At 73.9% G+C, this 17594-nt stretch carries 17 protein-coding genes and 1 pseudogene; 9 read left to right on the forward strand and 9 right to left on the reverse strand.

What is annotated here, in order from left to right; genetic code table 11:
* The first annotated feature begins 36 nt into the window (after nt 1-36).
* The gene (locus ACTYVM_RS10105; RefSeq protein WP_445525576.1) at nt 37-762 is read left to right on the forward strand and encodes a DUF2470 domain-containing protein; all 726 of its coding nucleotides are present in this window, start codon (nt 37-39) and stop codon (nt 760-762) included.
* On the opposite strand, the gene ACTYVM_RS10110 is transcribed toward ACTYVM_RS10105, so the two are convergent.
* From ACTYVM_RS10110 to ACTYVM_RS10125, 4 genes are all read right to left on the reverse strand, one after another.
* Nucleotides 730-1977, reverse strand: a complete 1248-nt coding sequence (locus ACTYVM_RS10110) for a lactonase family protein (protein WP_445525577.1) — start codon at nt 1975-1977, stop codon at nt 730-732. The genes ACTYVM_RS10105 and ACTYVM_RS10110 overlap by 33 nt on opposite strands.
* Before the next feature lie 571 nt (nt 1978-2548).
* Nucleotides 2549-3586: a hypothetical protein gene (locus tag ACTYVM_RS10115; protein WP_445525578.1), complete on the reverse strand. Its 1038-nt coding sequence runs from the start codon at nt 3584-3586 to the stop codon at nt 2549-2551.
* Complete coding sequence (locus ACTYVM_RS10120) at nt 3583-4890, reverse strand: FUSC family protein (protein WP_445525579.1); 1308 nt, start codon at nt 4888-4890, stop codon at nt 3583-3585. Before ACTYVM_RS10120 ends, ACTYVM_RS10115 begins: the two co-directional genes overlap by 4 nt.
* A 53-nt stretch (nt 4891-4943) precedes the next feature.
* On the reverse strand, nt 4944-5438 hold the full coding sequence (locus ACTYVM_RS10125) for an FBP domain-containing protein (protein ID WP_445525580.1): 495 nt from the start codon (nt 5436-5438) through the stop codon (nt 4944-4946).
* Nucleotides 5439-5522: 84 nt separating this feature from the next.
* Between ACTYVM_RS10125 and ACTYVM_RS10130 the strand changes: the two genes are divergently transcribed.
* From ACTYVM_RS10130 to ACTYVM_RS10140, 3 genes are all read left to right on the forward strand, one after another.
* Nucleotides 5523-6578 (forward strand): phosphotransferase family protein, encoded by a 1056-nt coding sequence (locus tag ACTYVM_RS10130; RefSeq protein WP_445525581.1) that lies wholly within the window; start codon nt 5523-5525, stop codon nt 6576-6578.
* A gap of 92 nt (nt 6579-6670) precedes the next feature.
* Nucleotides 6671-7957 carry an ROK family transcriptional regulator gene (locus tag ACTYVM_RS10135; RefSeq protein WP_445525582.1) on the forward strand — a complete coding sequence of 429 codons (1287 nt, stop codon included), beginning with the start codon at nt 6671-6673 and terminating at the stop codon, nt 7955-7957.
* 76 nt (nt 7958-8033) lie between these two features.
* Nucleotides 8034-9245, forward strand: a complete 1212-nt coding sequence (locus tag ACTYVM_RS10140) for a cysteine desulfurase-like protein (RefSeq protein WP_445525583.1) — start codon at nt 8034-8036, stop codon at nt 9243-9245.
* A gap of 113 nt (nt 9246-9358) precedes the next feature.
* Here the strand turns inward: ACTYVM_RS10140 and ACTYVM_RS10145 are convergent, their stop codons facing one another.
* Both ACTYVM_RS10145 and ACTYVM_RS10150 read right to left on the reverse strand, forming a co-directional pair.
* Entirely contained in the window at nt 9359-9604 is a 246-nt protein-coding gene (locus ACTYVM_RS10145; RefSeq protein WP_445525584.1) for a DUF397 domain-containing protein, read from the reverse strand.
* 3 nt (nt 9605-9607) lie between these two features.
* On the reverse strand, nt 9608-10345 hold the full coding sequence (locus ACTYVM_RS10150; protein ID WP_445525585.1) for a Scr1 family TA system antitoxin-like transcriptional regulator: 738 nt from the start codon (nt 10343-10345) through the stop codon (nt 9608-9610).
* Here ACTYVM_RS10150 and ACTYVM_RS10155 point away from each other — a divergent pair.
* Complete coding sequence (locus ACTYVM_RS10155) at nt 10236-10745, forward strand: ATP-binding protein (RefSeq protein WP_445525586.1); 510 nt, start codon at nt 10236-10238, stop codon at nt 10743-10745. The two genes, ACTYVM_RS10150 and ACTYVM_RS10155, sit on opposite strands and share 110 nt — an antisense overlap.
* Nucleotides 10746-10891: 146 nt before the next feature.
* Nucleotides 10892-11497, forward strand: a complete 606-nt coding sequence (locus ACTYVM_RS10160) for a DUF6624 domain-containing protein (RefSeq protein WP_445525587.1) — start codon at nt 10892-10894, stop codon at nt 11495-11497.
* Nucleotides 11498-11530: 33 nt separating this feature from the next.
* Here ACTYVM_RS10160 and ACTYVM_RS10165 read toward each other — a convergent pair whose 3' ends face one another.
* Nucleotides 11531-12559, reverse strand: coding sequence for an SDR family oxidoreductase (locus ACTYVM_RS10165; protein WP_445525588.1), 1029 nt, complete (start codon nt 12557-12559; stop codon nt 11531-11533).
* Between the two features lie 91 nt (nt 12560-12650).
* Nucleotides 12651-13670, reverse strand: coding sequence for a PHP domain-containing protein (locus ACTYVM_RS10170; RefSeq protein ID WP_445525589.1), 1020 nt, complete (start codon nt 13668-13670; stop codon nt 12651-12653).
* Nucleotides 13671-13778: 108 nt separating this feature from the next.
* Between ACTYVM_RS10170 and ACTYVM_RS10175 the strand changes: the two genes are divergently transcribed.
* Nucleotides 13779-14012, forward strand: a complete 234-nt coding sequence (locus ACTYVM_RS10175; protein WP_400028472.1) for a hypothetical protein — start codon at nt 13779-13781, stop codon at nt 14010-14012.
* A 253-nt stretch (nt 14013-14265) separates the two neighbouring features.
* Here the strand turns inward: ACTYVM_RS10175 and ACTYVM_RS10180 are convergent, their stop codons facing one another.
* The gene (locus ACTYVM_RS10180) at nt 14266-15519 is read right to left on the reverse strand and encodes a lectin (protein ID WP_445525590.1); all 1254 of its coding nucleotides are present in this window, start codon (nt 15517-15519) and stop codon (nt 14266-14268) included.
* 260 nt (nt 15520-15779) lie between these two features.
* Here ACTYVM_RS10180 and ACTYVM_RS10185 point away from each other — a divergent pair.
* Nucleotides 15780-16691 (forward strand): annotated as a pseudogene (locus tag ACTYVM_RS10185) (ribose-phosphate diphosphokinase); the annotation flags it as partial.
* Nucleotides 16692-17118: 427 nt separating this feature from the next.
* The gene (locus ACTYVM_RS10190) at nt 17119-17502 is read left to right on the forward strand and encodes an anti-sigma factor antagonist (RefSeq protein ID WP_445525591.1); all 384 of its coding nucleotides are present in this window, start codon (nt 17119-17121) and stop codon (nt 17500-17502) included.
* Nucleotides 17503-17594: the final 92 nt, after the last annotated feature.

Below are 17594 nucleotides of genomic sequence, written 5' to 3' on the forward strand. Positions count from 1 at the left end.
GGTTAGGCAAGCCTTACCTAAGAAGGAGGTTGAGGGATGGACGACAGCCAGACCTGGACGGCGGTGCCAGGAGCGGCCCAGCGGGCGCGGTCCGTGCTCGCCGCCGCCTGGTCCTGCGCGGTGACCGCGCAGGGCGGACGGGAGGAGTACGTCGGTGCCCACACCGTGCGCGGGGACGGCCGCGTCGTGCTGCGCGTGCCCGAGGACAGCGCCCTGGGCAGCGCCGCGATCCGCGCGCCGCGCGGCGAGCCGTCGGCCGTCCTGGAGTTCGCCGACGTCGCCCCCGTCCCCGTGCGCGACCGGATCCGCGCCCGGCTCCGGCTCGCCGGCCGGCTCGTCCCCGAGGCCCGGCACCTGGTGTTCCATCCCGCGCGTGTCGTGCTGCGGCAGCCGTCCGGCACGGTCGTCGTCGGCATCGAGGAGTTCACCGCCGCCGCGCCCGATCCGCTCGCCCTGGCGGAGGCCGGTCTGCTCACCCACCTCGCCGACGCCCATCCCGAGGCGGTGGAGCGGCTGACCCGGCTGGTCGGACCCGACAGCCTGCACGGCGCGGTACGCGTCCGGCCGCTCGCCGTCGACCGGCACGCACTGACCCTGCGCATCGAACGCGCCCGCGGCCACGGCGACGTCCGCCTGCCGTTCCACACACCCGCCGACGACGTCGCCGCGCTCACCGAACGCATGCACGCCCTGCTGCTCCAGGCGGGCGCCGCATCCTGCCCGCGCGCCCTACAGCGGCAGCGCGCAGACGGCGACGGGTGAGGGGAACGGCGTACCCGCCAGGCGCAGCGCGCCGTTCGCGCGGTCGACGTGGAAGACGCTGACCGTGCTCGACTTCTGGTTCGCGGCGAACAGCAGCGCGCCGTCGGGCGAGAAGGCGATCTGACGCGGGAAGTCGCCCGCGACCGGGGTCGTGCCCAGCAGCCGGAGCCGGGCCCCGCCCGCCTCCACGGCGTAGCGCGCCAGGGTGTTGTGGCCCCGGTTGGCCAGGTACGCGAACCGGCCGTCGGCCGTGACCAGGACCTGCGACGGATAGTTCGCGCCCGTGCCCCCGCCCGTCGACTCCGTCGCGCCGATGGTCAGCCGCCCCGTGGACCGGTCGTACGCGCAGACCGCGACGGTGTCGCCGACCTCGTTGGCGAGATAGGCGTATCGGCCGTTCGGGTGAAAGGTCAGCTGGCGCGGTCCGGCGCCGGGCCGGGTGTGCGCCTGGGAGACCTCGGTGAGGCGGCCCGTGCCGGTGTTCAGGCGATAGGTGTAGACGGTGTCGGTCCCGAGGTCCACGGCGAGGACGTGGCCGCCGTCGGGGCTGGTGATGACCTGGTGGGCGTGCGGCCCTTGCTGCCCGGGTCCGGGCGGCGGGCTGGTGTGGGTCACCAGGTCGGCCCGCTCGCCGAGCGCGCCCGAGGCGGCGATGGGGTGCACGGCCACGCTGCCGGACCCGTAGTTGGCGCTGAGCAGCCAGCGCCCGCTCGGGTGCACGGACAGATGGGTGGGCGCCGCCCCGCCGGTGCTGCGGGTGCCCAGGACCCTCCGGTCGGCGAGCCGCACCGCGGTCACGCCGCCGTTCGTCCGCTCGTCGACCGCGTACAGCGTGCGGCCGTCGGGATGCACGGCGAGGTAGGACGGGTCGGCGACCTCGGCGAGAGTGCCCCGGCCGCCGACGGAGCCCGACACCGGGTCGTACACCGCCAGGCCGATGCCCTTGCCGCCGCCCGGCACGGAGGTGTAGGTGCCCAGGTACAGGGGCCGCCGCCCGGACGGCCTCGCCGCCTGCTCCCGGCCGCTCGCGGCGGCCTTTGGCGCGCTCCCGGGCGCGGACCCGGACCCGGGGGCCGCGGGAGCCGGGACCGCCACCACGGCGGCGGCTCCCGCCAGCGCTCCGACGAACCGCCGCCTGCTCCAGCCTCCCCCGGGCTCCGGGCTCCGCCCGGTCAGGGGAGACCCTTCTCCCGATGCCTTCGCACCACCGTCCATGCCCGCACCTCAGGTCGTCGGCTGCCCCGATCGTGACTGCCACCTTGACGCGGGCCACCGCTCCCACGCAACCGCGGCAGGACGCCGCGGCTGCGCACCGACACCCCCTCGCCGCCGCCACCCAGGTCGTCCCCGCACGCCGAACTCCACCACAGGTCCCGCAGGTCGCGGGCCGCGTCCATCGCCGGTATGCCTTGCCCGGAGCCCGGAGCCCGGAGCCCGGAGCCCGGAGCCCGGAGCCCGGAGCCCGGAGCCCGGAGCCCGGAGCCCGGAGCCCGGAGCCCGGAGCCCGGAGCCCGGAGCCCGGAGCCCGGAGCCCGGAGCCCGGAGCCCGGAGCCCGGAGCCCGGAGCCCGGAGCCCGGAGCCCGGAGCCCGGAGCCCGGAGCCCGGAGCCCGGAGCCCGGAGCCCGGAGCCCGGAGCGAGACGCTTGGTGCAGGACGACGACGGTCGGCCGGGTCCGGGATGGACGCGCGGTCCGCCTGCGCGCACGTGCCCCGGGTCCGGGTGGACGCGGGGCACGTGCGCGCACGCGCGTGCCCCGGGTCGCGTGAGGTGGGAGGTCGGCGCGGCTACCAGTCCCCGTCCTCCACCGGCCTGCCCGGCGCGTCCTTCAGAGGGTGTACCTGGTGCGGCGACGGCTCCTGCCACGGCTCGTGGTCGTCGCCGAGCCAGTCACCGGCCGGGCGCACGGCCGACAGCGCGTCGGTGGGGGCGAGGTCCTCGGCGTCCTGGTCGTAGTAGTCGAACCAGGGCAGGCCGGCGTTCGTGTACGCGGCGCGGTCCACGGGCGACGGCGGGGGAGCCTCGCCGGTGATGCGGCGCCACTGGGGAGGCGTCACCAGGTGCACGAACACCCGCCCGGCGGGCCGCTCGGACCAGGCGCCCGGCGGTCGGTCGTCCCGGTACACCTCCTGGCGCATGGAGCCGCCGACGCCGAGCCCCATGGCGGGCGCGGCCCGGCGGGGGGCGGCCGGCGCGGCGCCGGGCGCGGGCGGGGCCGCTGCCGCCATGGGGGCGCCACCGAAGATCTGGGCCGACCGGGCCGCCTCCCGACGCCGGCGCAGCCGCTCCTCCTCGCGCCACCGGGCCAGTTCGGCGTCGTTCAGCGGGAACGACTGCACCTGCACGCCGCCCCACACCTCCTCGCCCGTGACCTGGCCCTCGACGCTCGCCCCCAGGCCCAGCGGCACGGCGACGAACTGACGCACGGTGCCCTCGCCGGAGTTGATGCCGTCCAGCCACGGCTGGCGGGGCAGCACCACGTAGTTCTGCGGGTCGCGGCGCAGCCGGTCGCTCCACGGCCGGCCCGACACCGCGCACACCTTGCCCACGCCGACCTGGAGGGCGGCCGGCTCCGTCGTGCCCGCGAAGCTCAGCCACATCGCCTCGCGCAGGTACACCGGCAGCATCACCCCGCCGCGCGCCCGCCACTCCTCGGGCACCGAGTCCGCGTAGTCGGCCACCCGGCGCAGCGGGAACTCGCCAAGCCCCGGCGGCAGCGGATGCGTCCCCCGCTCCGGCAGCCGCAGGGTGCGCACGAACCGCACCGCCACACCGCCCGGCAGCCGCAGCGTGTTCCCGTCGATCCGCACCTTCGCCTCGGTCATGCCCGCTCCCCTCCCTCACAGGACCGCGCCGTCGGACGACCGCGCCCCTCTCGCACAGAACGCCGCGCGACGCCCTCACGGTTCCGCCGCTGCCGGACCGGCGCGCCCAGCCGATCCCCGAGCCGGGGCAGCCGAGGGGCGCGTTCGCGCTGGGCGCGGTTGTAGCGGTCCAGCTCCTCCAGGAGCCGGCGTGAGCGGTGCTCGGTGTCCATCTCGTCGATGATGCGGTCGACCTCGGTGAGTACCGCGCCGTACAGCTGCCACCGGGTCGTGTCCCGCTGCGCCTCCTCCAGCAGCAGCCGCGCCACCTTGTCGCGGGTGGCCGAGGTCTGCCGCAGCTCCGCGGCCAGACGGGCCTCGGCCTCCTCGGCGCTCGCGCTGACGTCCGTGGTGACCAGCACCGCGAAGCTGACCACCGCGTCGGCGATCTCGGACAGCAACTCCTGCACCAGGGCTCCGGTCTGCGGCGAGAACATCGGCTCGGGGGCCCGCCGCTTCGTCAGGTCGGTGAAGGTGCGCGCCAGCACCCGCAGCACGACCGTGCAGATCTCCAGCGTGTCGAGACCGGTGCGCAGCACCACCCGGTGCAGCATGCCCTCGCGCACCCGCGGATTGAGCCGCAGGCTGTCCTCGGCCTGCCGGAGGGAGGCATCCACCTCGGAGATGTCGTGGTCCAGCCGGCGCGCCTCGTGCAGCCGCTGCGCGGCGAGCTCCACGGGCGGATGCCCGGCCGCCTCCTCGCCCAGCCGCAGCATCAGCTGCCGCACACGCCGGGCCAGGCCCTCGATCGACGCACCGGCCTGTTCGGTCCACACCGGGGGAGCGAGCAGCAGGTTGCAGGCGAGCCCGACCCCCGCGCCGATCAGCGTCTCCTCGACCCGCGCCGAGGCGGTACTGCCCACGGCGGTGACGCCGAGGACCAGCATCGCGCTGATCGCCACCTCGGGCACGAACTCGTCCACCCGCACCATGTGCCCGACCGCCAGCGCCGCCAGGATCACCAGTGCGAGGCTCCACCAGGTCAGCCCCACCAGCAGCGAGAAGGCGATGGCCACCAGCACTCCGGCCACCACGGAGTTCACGCGGCGGATGCCGGTGGTCAGCGTGGAGTAGAGGGTCACCTGGACGACGAGCAGAGCCGTCAGCGGCGCGGTCAGCGGCGCCGGCTCCGGACTCAGCCGCAACGCGATCACATACGCGATCGTCGCCGCCGTCGTGGAGCGCAGCGCCTGCACGACCACGGGGTCCCGGTGCCGCTTCGCCAGCCGGAGCAGGGGCGAGGTCCAGTCACGTACCTTCCGCATCCCTTGCGCAGTTCCCCGATCGCGCGGGGGTCGAACGTGACCGTGCGGCGCCGTCAGGCGTACAGCTTGTCCAGGAAGGCCGCCAGGTTGGCCGTGGTGCGGGCGATCTGCTGCTCCAGCGTGAGGCTCTCCTCGAAGCGCGCGCCGGAGTCCGGGACCTGCTTCCCGCGCACGTAGAGCGAGCAGGCGAGGTCGGTGCACATGTACACGCCGACCGAGTTGCCCTCGCGGCCCGCCGCTCCGGCCTTGCGGGCGGTCATCAGGGAGACCCCGCCCCCGCGGTGGGTGGTCAGGCAGATCGAGCACATGCTGCGGTGCAGGAACCCGCGCTGCGAGGCGGGGAAGCGCAGGGTGACGCCCATGAGCCGGCCCTTCTGCTCGGTGACCAGATAGCTGCGGTCGGGCGCTCCGGGATCGCGCCAGCCCAGGAAGTCCAGGTCGTCCCAGGGACGGTCGCCGAGGTCGCGGGGCAGGGACAGGCGCTTGGCCTCGCCCTTGGAGCAGTTGACGAACGAGTTGCGGACGTCCTGCTCGGTCAGTGATCTCATGGGGGCTCCGGGATGACGGGAAAAATGTTTCCTAAAGGGATTAGTTTTGCGGCTAGGGTAAGCAGGATCCGAGAGGGGGGTCCAATGGATTTCGAGGACACGGCTGTCGAGGACGTGGCTGTCGGGGACGCGGATTCCGGTGACCCGGACACCCCGTCGACGCGGTCGTGGGGGCGGGCCCGGCGCGCTCTGCGGGCCGCGGGCGTCCCGCCCGGCCGGCTCGCCCGGCTCCGTGCGCTGGGCGGCGGCACCTACAACAGCGTCGAGGAGCTGCGCCTGGCCGACGGCACCCGCTACGTGCTGAAGGTCCCGCCCGCCCCGACCGCTCCCGGACTGCGCTACGAGAGGGACCTCCTGGTCGGCGAGGCCGAGTTCTGCCGGAGGGCGGGGCGGGCCGGAGTGCCGGCGCCGCGCGTGGTCGCGGAGGGCGAGGAGGCGGACCGGCGCCAGCTGCTGATGACGGCCTGCCCCGGCGAGCCGTGGGACGCGTCGGTGACGGACACCGAAGCGGCGCACCTGCGCGCTCGGCTGGGCGGCCAGGTGGCCCGGCTCCACCAGGTGACCGGCCCCGGCTTCGGCTACCCCTCCGGCGCGCTCGGCCCGCTCGCCCCCGACTGGCGCACCGCCTTCACCGCCATGTACGCCGCCGTCCTCGACGACGCCCGCCGCTACGGCGCCCGGCTGCCCCGGCCCGTCGACGAGATCGCCCGCACGGCCGGGTCCGCGTACGAGGCCCTGGACGAGGTCGCCGTGCCCCGCCTGGTCCACTTCGACCTGTGGCCGGGCAACATCCTCGTCGACCGCTCGGAGGACGGCGTGCGCATCGGGGGCCTGATCGACGGCGAGCGCATGTTCTGGGGCGATCCCGCGGCCGACTTCGTCTCGCTCGCCCTGCTCGGGGACATCCGCGAGGACCGGGCCTTCCTCGCGGGCTACCGCGCGGCCGGCGGCCGGGCCGAGTTCGGCCGGACGGCCCGGCTACGGCTCGCCCTGTACCGCAGCTACCTGTATCTGATCATGCTCACCGAGACGATTCCGCGTGCCCTGGGGCAGGAGCACGAACGCTGGGTGCGCGATCACGTCGCCCCCGAACTGTCCGCCGCCCTCGAGGAGATCACCCGACTCACCGTCACCTCTTAATTTATTGCGTGGACTAAGGGCCCGCAGAAGTCGCGCCCGGACGGCCCGCGGCGGTATGTTGCAGCTCGGGCATGGTTCGGGAGGGGAGCCACATGGCGGGGCGGAACGGGCGCACGGTGCGCGATCTCAGAAGGGGCAACCGTTCGGCCGTACTGCAACGGCTCTACTTCGACGGCCCCCTCAGCCGCTTCGAGCTCGGCCCCGCGACCGGCCTCAGCTCCGGCTCGGTCAGCAACGTCGTCGCCGACCTGGCCGCCGACGGCCTGGTCGAGGAGGCCGGCAGCGTCGACTCCGACGGCGGCCGCCCGCGCACCCTGTTGCGCGTCGTGCCCGGCAGCGGCCACATGATCGGCGTGGACGTCGGCGAGACCCGGGTCCGGGTCGAGCTGTTCGACCTCACCCTCACCGAACTGGCGCGCACCGAACGGGCGCTGGAGCCGCAGCGCCACGACGTCGACGTGATCACCGGGCACATCCGGGACGGGATCGCCGAGGTCCTGACCACGGCCGGGCTGCCCCCGGAGCGCCTCCTCGGGGTCGGCATCGGCGTCCCTGGCATCGTCGAGCCCACCCCCGACCGCGGTGCCGTCGTGCACGGGCAGACCATCGGCTGGGACGCGGTGCCCCTGGAGTCCCTGCTCCGCGACGGTTCCCGGCTCCCGGACGGCGTCCCGTACTTCATCGACAACGGGGCCAAGACCCTGGGCCAGGCCGAGATGTGGTTCGGCGCCGGGCGCGGCGCCCGCAACGCGGTCGTGGTGCTCTTCGGCTCCGGCGTCGGCGCCTGCCTGGTCACCCCCGAGGTGGAGCGCGGCCGTGCCGTGGAGTGGGGGCATCTGACGGTACGTGTACGGGGGCGCCGCTGCCGCTGCGGCGCCCTCGGCTGCCTGGAGGCGTACGCCGGCGCGGAGTCCCTGCTGGCGCGTTGGCGCGAGGAGGGCGGCCGTCCGCCGCGGGGCACCGACGAGGAGACCGCGCTGACCGCGCTGCTCGCCGCCGCCTACCCGCCCGAGGGGACCGCCGCCGACCCCGTGGCGCTCGCCGTGCTGGAGGAGACCGCCGAGTACCTGGGCGCCGGCCTGTCCGACCTGATCAACCTCTTCCAGCCCGAGCGCATCCTCATCGGCGGCTGGGCCGGCCTCCAGCTCGGCCCCCGCTTCCTGCCCGCGGTACGCCGCCACGCGACCGCGTACGCCCTGCGCCACCCCGCCGAACGGGTGACCGTCGACCTGGGCCGACTCGGCCCGGACGCGGTCACCGTCGGCGCCGCGATCCTCCCCCTCGCCGACTTCTTCACGCGCGGCGGCCGCCGCGCCGACCCGGCCCCGAAGGACCCGGTCCCCGCCTGGCGGACGGCCCTGGAGGAACGCGGAACGTAGGGGGCTGTCCCCGGGGCGCGGGGCGATGGATCATGGGGGCCGTATCCCGCGCCAGGAGCGTTCGAAGGAGTAGCCCGTGACGCATGACATCGCCGGTGTCCGCGCGCAGTTCCCCGCCCTGAAGGCCGGGTGGGCCCATTTCGACGGGCCGGGCGGCAGCCAGACGCCGCAGCCGGTCATCGACGCCGTCGCCGAGGCGCTGGCCGGTCCGCTGTCCAACCGGGGGCCGGCGACGGCCGGCGAGCGCAACGCCGAGGAGTGCGTCGCCGCCGCCCGTCGGGCCCTGGCGGACCTCCTGGGCGCCGAGCCGTCCGGGGTCGTCTTCGGGCGCAGCGCCACCCAGCTGGCGTACGACTTCTCGCGCACGCTGGCCCGGACCTGGGCGCCCGGCGACGAGGTCGTCGTCACCCGGCTCGACCACGACGCCAACATCCGTCCCTGGGTCCAGGCCGCCGAGGCCGTGGGAGCCGTCGTGCGCTGGGCCGACTTCGACCCGGCGACCGGTGAACTGACCGCGCGGCACGTCGCGGACCAGCTGTCGGAGCGCACCCGGCTGGTCGCGGTCACCGCCGCCTCCAACCTGATCGGCACCCGCCCGGACCTGCCCGCGATCGCCGCCCTGGCCCACGAGAGCGGCGCCCTGCTCTACGTTGACGGCGTGCACCACACCGCCCACGCCCCGGTCGACCTCGCGGCCCTGGGCGCCGACTTCTTCGCCTGCTCCCCGTACAAGTTCCTCGGCCCGCACCTCGGCGTCGTGGCGAGCCGTCCGGACCTGCTTCAGACCCTGCGCCCGGACAAGCTGCTGCCCTCGTCCGACGCGGTTCCCGAGCGCTTCGAACTCGGCACCCTGCCCTACGAACTGCTGGCCGGCACGCGGGCCGCGGTGGACTTCCTCGCCGGGATGGATCCGCAGGCGCGCGGCACCCGGAGGGAACGGCTCCGCACGTCCTTCGGCTCGCTCGAACGGCACGAGGACGCGCTGCGCCGCCGGATCGAGGAGGAGCTGTCCCGGCTCCCGCAGATCACCGTGCGCTCGCGCGCGGCCGAGCGCACCCCGACCCTGCTGCTGACCATCGAGGGCCGCAGCACCGTCGACGCCTACCGCCACCTGGCCGAACACGCCGTCGCGGCGCCGTCGGGCGCGTTCTACGCCCTGGAGGCCTCCCGCCGGCTCGGCCTGGGCGACACCGGCGGGCTGCGGATCGGACTGGCCCCGTACAACGACGAGGAGGACGTCGACCGGCTTCTGGAGGCGCTGGCGGACTTCCTGCGCACGGCGCCGTAGAGCCGCCGTGGATGTCCGTGCGAAGCAGCTGCCGGAGTACCTTGTCGTCCTTCAACCCAGCGTCAACACCCGTACGCAGAGCCGGAGTTCATAAGGATGACGTCGCCGCGGGCTCAGTCGACCAGGAAGTCCGCCTGGCCTGCTTTGACGCCCCGCAGGAACGCGATCATCTCCTCCCGGGTGTAGAGCAGCGCGGGCCCCTCGGGGTCGGTGGACTGGCGGAGGGCGACCCTGCCGTCGGGAAGGCGCTTGGCCTCGACGCAGGAGTTGCCGTTCGTGTCGCTCCAGGGCTTGTGCCAGCCCTCGGTGCCCAGGTCGCCGACCGGCATGCCGCTGTTCAGAGGGGCGTTGGATGCCATGGATCACAACTCCTTACGCAGTTCGCCCAGGATGTCCCTGGTCCGTGCGACCGGTTCCGCCGGCCGGTAGGGCATGACCCGGACGCTGACCCTCGGCATCCGGAGCACCTCGACGAGCCGGTCCGGTTGGGCCCGCATCACCGCGGGACCGCCGACGGGACGGCGCAGCACCGTATCGTCCACGACTCTTTCGACTCCCGCTTGCCGAGGACCATCCGCAGGACGGTGGGCGCGCTCCCGCCTGAGCGGTTCTCCCTCACGTCCTACCTCCCGAACGGCCTTCGTCGCGTGCAGTGTGGCATGTCGTCGACGACAGAGGCAGGGTGTTCGTGAACGTTCTGAAATTATCAGAACGCAGGTTGCGGGCCGAGTGTGTCCGAGACCATAGTGACAGGAAGTGCTGTCGCGCAGCGGGTCGTCGTACCGGCCAACTGCGCTTTTCAGCAACAGAACTGACGTTCTGCCAGATGTGGAGCCCGGCCCGCACGGGAACACGACGCGAGACCTGGATGGCCACCGTGACCGACGGACAGTCGAGGAGCCCGCGGGCCCCCGGCCCCGCCAGGGGTACGCGGGCGCGTGTGGCCGTCCTGACGCGGGGCGCCGCGCCGCCGCTTCCGAAGGAGGACCGATGACGGCATCCAGCGCCCGGCGTCCCGGGCCGCCGCCCGCGCCGGCGGACACCGGGCACCGGCCGGCCGGCTCCGCGGGGGCCGCCGCCGCGGACGAACCCTTCCGCATCCGTTCCACCGTGCCCGCCGACCCCTCCTGGGCGGCCGCCGTACGGCGTCTGGTCGCCGGGCAGCTCGCCCGGCTGCCGCTGTCGGCCGATCAGCGCGACGGCGCGGTGCTCGCCACGGACGAGTTGTTCGCCAACGCGGTCGAGCACGCGCGCACCGGCCCGCACGACACGGTCACCGTGACCATCGAGGGGGGCGCGCACATCCTCCGCGTGACGGTGGCGGACTCCTCGCCGGTGCTGCCACGGCCGCGATCGGCCGACGAGACCGCCGAGTCGGGACGCGGACTCGCCATCGTGGCCGCGCTGGCGGACGACTGGGGCATGGCCCCGCCGGAGCCCGGTCGCCCCGGCAAGAGAGTCTGGTTCACGCTGCGCCGCCGCGGGGGCACGGCACCATGACGGCCTCCCCGGACCACCCCGTGGACACCCCCACGACACCCCACGACCCGAACGGGGACCCCACGGCCCGGACGCCCCACGCACTCTCGAACACACCGGCACCGGGACAGCCCGAGACAGCCCCACCACCGGGGCAGTGGGAAGCGGTGTCGCCGGCGGAGCGGGACGAGGTACCGCCGGGCGAGCAGAGCGCGGTGCCGCCGGGCGGCCGGGGTGCGGTGGTGCCGGTTGGGCAGGGTGCCCTGGCGCTGTCGGGGGAGGCCGGTTCTCCGGTCGCGGCCGAGTTGGTGCGCAGGGCCGATGCGGACCGGGAGTCGACGCGGGATGCGGGTGCCGCGCCCACGGCGGAGCGGCGGCGGCGTGTGGCGCGGTGCCGCGGGGACAACGCCGAGGCGCTCGCCGCGATCGTGCGCCGGCACGGCTGGCCGACCGTCGAGGCCGTCGGAGGGGCCGCGTCGACGGCGGCCCTGATGATCCTGCTGCACGCCCCGGACCTGGATTTCCGGCTGCGTTGCCGGGAGCTCATCGCCCAGGCGACCGCGGACGGCCGCTGCCCCGCGGTCCACCTGGCCTACATCGCCGACCACTGCGCCGTGGAACTGGGCGAGCCGCAGTTCTACGGCACGCGGATCAACCCCGCCACCCTGCGCCCGTACCCCGTCCGCCACCCGCAGACCCTCGACGAGCGCCGCCGGGACGTCGGACTCGGCCCGCTGGAGGAGCAGATGCGGGCGCTGCGGGCGCACGGCTGACACCTCCGGGGCCGCCCCTGGGCCCGCCGCGGCTCATCCGACCTTGCGGCCCCGCAGCGGCTCCGTCTCCTCGCCCGCGCCCCGCTGCATTCCCTGGAGGAACTCCTGGAGCACCTCGGTCGCCGTACGCTCCGGGCGCCAGCCCAGTTCGGTGCGGGCCCGGGTGCAGTCCATCAGGGGGAGGTGGAGCACCGCGTCGAACAGCTGGGGGGACGCGGGCAGCAGGCGCAGCCCCCACGCGGCGGCGATCGCCGAACGCGCGGCGGTGCGCGGCAGCCGTACGGGCCGGGAGCCGAGCAGTTCGCCCAGCACCCGCGCGTCGAGCGGCGGTTCGGCGGCCAGGTTGAACGCCCCCCGGACCTCGTGCGCGAGCGCCAGCCGGTAGGCGCGGGCGGCGTCGTCCGTGTGCAGTGCCTGCACCCGCAGGCCCGGGACGTCCGGCAGGAACGGCATCAGCTCGGGCCGGGCCAGCTGCCCCGGCAGGAACCGGCCGCCGAAGATCCGGCGCTGCTCGCTCGCCGACTCCCGCTTGAACAGGAAGGCCGGGCGCATCCGGACCACGCGCACGTCCGGGTGGTCCCGCTCGAAGACGTCGAGGGCTCGTTCCAGATACGCCTTCTCCCGGCAGTACGCGGCGTCCGGCCAGCCGTGGGTCGGCCACGACTCGTCCACCGCGTGGTCCTTCGGCCCCGGTGAGTACGCGCCGACCGACGAGGCGTGCACGAGGACCGGCACCCGTGCGGCGGCCACCGCCTCGAAGACCCGGATGCTGCCCAGCACGTTGGTGCGCCAGGTGGCCGCCGGGTCGTGCGTGGGCTGGAAGGCCCAGGCCAGATGGATCACCGCGTCGGCGCCCGCGAACTCCCCGGCCAGCCCTGACTGCTCGAAGGACAGGTCGACCGAGGCCCACTGCGTCTTCGGCGGCGACCACTGTGGGATCCGGCGGGCCAGCCCCCGCAGGGACCCGATCTCCGGATCCTCGGAGAGAACGCGTACGACACTTGTGCCGACATTGCCGGTGGCGCCCGTGACGACGACCCGGCTGCCCGAAGCGCTGCTCACCTTCGGCTCCTCTCGGCGGCGGACAGTGCGAACCACCGAGTACCCGGCCCCGGCCGGCCGACGCGGACCGCGCGGACGAGCACCAGGTGCCTCAGGGCGTCCGGCGCTCGTGGGTCCAGGCCAGTAGCTGTTCCGCGGTCCACGTGGTCACCACTCGCTCCGGGGGCACCCCGCACTCCTCGGCCCGCGCGCACCCGTGGATCTGCCAGTCCAGCTGGCCGGGCGCGTGGGCGTCGGTGTCGACGGAGAACAGCACGCCGGCCCCGACGGCCCGGCGCAGCAGCCGCCGCGGCGGGTCGAGCCGCTCCGGGCGGCTGTTGATCTCCACGGCCGTGCCGGTCTCGGCGCACGCGGCGAACACCGCGTCCGCGTCGAACTCCGACTCCGGCCGCCGCCGCCCGGTCAGCAGCCGTCCGGTGCAGTGGCCGAGGACGTCGGAGTGCGGGTCGCGCACGGCGGTCACCATGCGGCGGGTCATCGAGCGGGCGTCCATCCGCAGTGTGGAGTGCACCGACACCACCACGAGGTCCAGCCGTTCCAGCAGCTCCGGCTCCTGGTCGAGCGAGCCGTCGTCGAGGATGTCGCACTCGATGCCGGTCAGCAGCCGGAACGGCGCCCAGGTCCGGTTCAGCTTCGCGACCACCTCCAGCTGCTCGCGCAGCCGCTCGGCGGACAGCCCGCGGGCCACCGTCAGCCGCGGTGAGTGGTCCGTGAGCACCGCCCACTCGTGCCCGAGGCGCGCCGCGGTCCGGCCTATCTCGTCGATCGGGCTGCCGCCGTCGGACCAGTCGGAGTGCAGGTGGCAGTCGCCGCGGAGCAGCGCCCGCAGCCGTTCACCGCCCGGGGCGAGCGGCGCGTCCGCCTCGTCCTCCAGCGCGCGCAGATAGCCGGGCACCTGCCCGGCCAGTGCCTCCCGCACCACCTGGGCGGTCTTCGGGCCGACGCCCTTGAGCGACTGGAGCGTCCCGGCCGTGGCGCGCTCGGCGACCTCGTGCTCGGGCAGTCCGGACAGGACCCGGGCGGCGGTGCGGAAGGCGCGCACGCGGTAGGTCGGCGCCAGGGACCGCTCCAGCAGGAAGGCGATCCGGTCCAGTGCCTCGACAGGGTCCATCGCCACCTCCACCCCCAGGGTTCCCCGGAGCCACCGGGACCGCATCACGCGGCACTCCGGTGTCCGACGGAAACCCGTCGCCGCGGGCGGCGTTTTACCCTTGCAGGTATGACCGAAGCTGCCCTGCACATCTCCCGGCCGCGGATCCTGGTGCTCGCCGTGCAGCCGGGCAGTCCGCCCTTCCGCATCGTGGAGATCGACGGCGAGGTGGTCGGCGAGGCGAAGACCGTCATCGACGTCCTGGAGGCCGCCGCCGCCTTCGGCATCAACGTCCACGACCTCGACGATCCGGACGTCGTCCGCTGGGTCGGCGGCGACAAGTTCACCTGGACCGTGCACTAGGCCCTGTCGTCAAACTCCCGTCTGCCTCGCGACGCCATGCACGCACTCTCGCCGCACCGGGCCCTGACCCAAGTACATCCAGTACGAGGGCCAGGGCCCGGCACACCGAGAGCACGCACCTGACGCCGCGAGGCCCGCCCTCCGGGCGGACGACGGGAGTTTGACGACAGGACCTAGGGCCTCTCGTTTGGATCATGCCGGCCTGATCCAAACGGAAGACCCTAGCCGCGGGCACTGGTGCCGGCCCGAGGGCTCAGCCCACCGTCCACTTCTGGTTGGCGCCACCCGTGCAGGTCCAGATCTGCAGCCGGGTACTGTTGGCGGAGTTGTTGTCGGTGACGTCCAGGCACTTGTCCGCCTGCGGGTTGACGATGTCCCGCGCCGAGGAGACCACCCACTTCTGGTTGGGTCCGCCGGTGCAGTCCCACAGCTGGACGGTGGCGCCGTCCGTGGTGGAGCCGTCCGTGACGTCCAGGCACTTGCCGAGCGCGCGCAGGGTGCCGTCCGAGGCGACCGTCCACTGCTGGGCGGGGGTGCCGTTGCAGTCGTAGAGCTGTACCGGGGTGCCGTTGGCGGGGCTCGCCCCGGCCACGTCCACGCACTTGCCGGCCAGGCCCCGGATCGCGCCGCCGGCGGGCCCGTCGTCACTCGTGGTCACCGAGACCGAGTCGACCACCAGCTGCTGCGGGAAGGAGGTGGCGCCGTCCGGGTCGCCCGGCCAGTCGCCGCCCACGGCGAGGTTCAGGATCAGGAAGAACGGCTTGTTGAACACCCAGCTCCGCCCACCCAGGTCCGCGGGGGTGCGGCGCTGGTAGACGGTGCCGTCCACCGACCAGGTGATCGAGTCGGGTGCCCAGTCGACGGCGTAGGTGTGGAAGGCGTCCGCGAAGGGCTGGCCACCGGGCAGCGAGTAGGACGCGCCGATACCGTCCCCGCCGGAGTAGCCGGGGCCGTGGATGGTGCCGTGGATCGTGGAGGGCTCGAAACCGACGTTCTCCATCACGTCGATCTCGCCGGAGTTCGGCCAGCCGACCTGCCCGAGGTCGGTGCCGAGCATCCAGAACGCGGGCCACATGCCCTGCCCGCGCGGGATCTGCATCCGGGCCTCCACGTGCCCGTACTGCGCGGAGAACTTCCCGGACGTGTTCAGCCTGGCGGAGGTGTACTGGCAGGTGCCGTACCAACACTGGTAGTTGGACGGGTTCTCCCGGCGCGCGGTGATGACCAGATGGCCCTGGCCGTCCAGGGCGGCGTTGCTGTTGCCCGCCGTGTAGTACTGGCGTTCGTGGTTGTTGACGTTGTCGCCGGTCTCGAGCTGCCACTTGGAGGAGTCGACGGCCGCGCCGGCGGGACCGTCGAAGGTGTCGGAGAACGTGACGGCGGCGGCCGCCGTGGGGACGGCCGCCTTCGGGGAGTCGGCCTCGGCGGTCCCGACGGTGGCGGAGCCGACCAGGATCGCGGACAGGGCGGCGAACAGACATCTGCGGAGCAGGCGTGGACGGACCACGGCTCTCCCTTCCGTGCGGCGGCCCGGGCCCGGGCCGCCGACCGTGGTGGGGGGTGAATGTGTCGCCCTTGATTCAAGGAGTGAGATAAGGGAGCGTCAATACGTGGTACGGACCAATTCCGGCCATCACTCCGGAAGTTGCCGCGGGCGGCGTCGCAACGCCCGAGGCCCTGGCCCGCCCCGGCGGCGTGCGGCGACCGGGTTCCCGCGTGATCAGTAGCATGAGCGGCAGTCGTCAGTGATCAGGCGAGGAGCGGATCGTGCGAGACATCGCGGTGTTCAGCGGCAGCGCCCATCCCGAGCTGGCGGCGGAGGTCTGCGCGCATCTGGGCGTGCCCCTCAGCCCGGCGCGGGTCAGCCGGTTCGCCAACGACTGCCTGGAGGTGCAGCTGCGGGCGAACTGCCGGGAGCGGGACGTCTTCCTCATCCAGCCGCTGGTCAAGCCGGTGCAGGAGCACCTGGTCGAGCTGCTGCTGATGTGCGACGCGGCCCGCGGCGCCTCCGCCGGGCGGATCACCGTCGTGATGCCGCACTACTCCTACGCCCGCTCCGACAAGAAGGACGCGCCGCGCATCTCGCTGGGCGGCCGGCTGGTGGCCGACCTGCTGGTCGCGGCGGGCGCGAGCCGTGTCCTGGCGATGACGCTGCACGCCCCGCAGGTGCACGGCTTCTTCTCGGTGCCCGTCGACCATCTGCACGCGCTGCGTGAACTCGCCGAACACTTCCGGCAGTACGACCTGTCCCGCACCACCGTGGTCTCTCCGGACCTGGGCAACGCCAAGGAGGCGGCCGCGTTCGCCCGGATGATCGGAGCCCGGGTCGCCGCCGGGGCCAAGCAGCGCTACGCCGACGACCGGGTGAGCATCAGCTCCGTCATCGGTGACGTGGCCGGACGGGACGTCATCGTGCTTGACGACGAGATCGCCAAGGGCAGCACCGTGCTCGAACTCCTGGATCGACTGCGTGAGTTGGGGCCCCGGTCCATCCGCGTCGCCTGCACCCACGGCCTGTTCGCGGCGGGCGCCCTCAAACGGCTGACCGAGCAGAGCGACGTCCTGGAGATCGTGTGCACCAACACCGTGCCCGTGCCGGTGGAGGACGAGGAGTACCGGACGCACAAGGGCAAGCTGCGGATCCTGTCCATCGCCCCGGCCCTAGGGCCTGTTGCGAAAGTCCCGTCTGCCCCGCGACGCCAGGCACGCACTCTCGCCGCACCGGGCTCTGACCCAAGTACGTCCAGTACGAGGGCCAGGGCCCGGCACTCCCCCAAGCTCTTCGAGCAGGGGGGACCCCCAGAGCACGCACCTGACGCCGCGAGGCCCGCCCTCCGGGCGGACGACGGGACTTTCGCAACAGGCCCTAGCCGAGGCCGTACGCCGCATCCACAACGGGGAGTCGGTCAGCGCCCTGTTCGACGCGCCGCCCGGCGAGTAGCCTCAGTCGGCCGCACCGCGGAGACATATGTCAACCGAACATGCTGGATTTCCCTCCTGCGAGGGTAACTTGCAGAGTAGGTAGGGGTGTTGGGCCCCGAAGGCCGGGGGATGCTGTGGTCTCCGGGCCCGTCGCACGAGGAGCCGGTTGGAGGGGAATGTCGTCGTGCAGCACGATCCTGCGCCGCCGTTCACCCGGCATCTGCGCGTCCACCGGGACCGCGGGCACACGGTGCTCGAGTTCCGCGGCGAGATCGACATCGCCGCCGAGGCGCAGATCGCCCCGCACATCGACCGGGTCACGGCACGGCCCGGTGCCCGGGTCGTGCTCGACCTGAGCCGCGTGGACTTCTTCGACTGCTCCGGCCTGCGCCTGCTGTACCGGGCCCGCGGCCGGGTCCTCGACCAGGGTGGAGAGCTGCACCTGGTGTGCACGCATCCGTTGACCCTGCGCATCCTCAAGGTCACCGGTCTGTCCCGGCTGCTGCCCCCGCAGCCGACGCTGGAGGCGGCCCTGGAACAGCACGGGGCCGCGTCCGGCTCCGTGTGACCGGGCACGCCGCCGGACGCGGGCCGGCCCTCGGTGCGCCGCCCGGCGGGATGGCCCCCGGGAGTAAAACCACCTTGGGGGTGCCCCAACCA

Source organism: Streptomyces cyslabdanicus, from assembly GCF_052663305.1.

Excerpts from the sequence above, each read along its gene's own strand:
- ACTYVM_RS10115 (WP_445525578.1), bottom strand. The coding sequence starts at position 3,586 with ATGACCGAGGCGAAGGTGCGGATCGACGGGAACACGCTGCGGCTGCCG.
- ACTYVM_RS10130 (WP_445525581.1), top strand. The coding sequence starts at position 5,523 with ATGGATTTCGAGGACACGGCTGTCGAGGACGTGGCTGTCGGGGACGCG.
- ACTYVM_RS10120 (WP_445525579.1), bottom strand. The coding sequence starts at position 4,890 with ATGCGGAAGGTACGTGACTGGACCTCGCCCCTGCTCCGGCTGGCGAAG.
- ACTYVM_RS10110 (WP_445525577.1), bottom strand. The coding sequence starts at position 1,977 with ATGGACGGTGGTGCGAAGGCATCGGGAGAAGGGTCTCCCCTGACCGGG.
- ACTYVM_RS10135 (WP_445525582.1), top strand. The coding sequence starts at position 6,671 with ATGGCGGGGCGGAACGGGCGCACGGTGCGCGATCTCAGAAGGGGCAAC.
- ACTYVM_RS10105 (WP_445525576.1), top strand. The coding sequence starts at position 37 with ATGGACGACAGCCAGACCTGGACGGCGGTGCCAGGAGCGGCCCAGCGG.
- ACTYVM_RS10155 (WP_445525586.1), top strand. The coding sequence starts at position 10,236 with ATGACGGCATCCAGCGCCCGGCGTCCCGGGCCGCCGCCCGCGCCGGCG.
- ACTYVM_RS10175 (WP_400028472.1), top strand. The coding sequence starts at position 13,779 with ATGACCGAAGCTGCCCTGCACATCTCCCGGCCGCGGATCCTGGTGCTC.
- ACTYVM_RS10170 (WP_445525589.1), bottom strand. The coding sequence starts at position 13,670 with ATGGACCCTGTCGAGGCACTGGACCGGATCGCCTTCCTGCTGGAGCGG.
- ACTYVM_RS10145 (WP_445525584.1), bottom strand. The coding sequence starts at position 9,604 with ATGGCATCCAACGCCCCTCTGAACAGCGGCATGCCGGTCGGCGACCTG.
- ACTYVM_RS10150 (WP_445525585.1), bottom strand. The coding sequence starts at position 10,345 with ATGCGGAAGGGTTCGTCCGCGGCGGCGGCCCCCGCGGAGCCGGCCGGC.
- ACTYVM_RS10125 (WP_445525580.1), bottom strand. The coding sequence starts at position 5,438 with ATGAGATCACTGACCGAGCAGGACGTCCGCAACTCGTTCGTCAACTGC.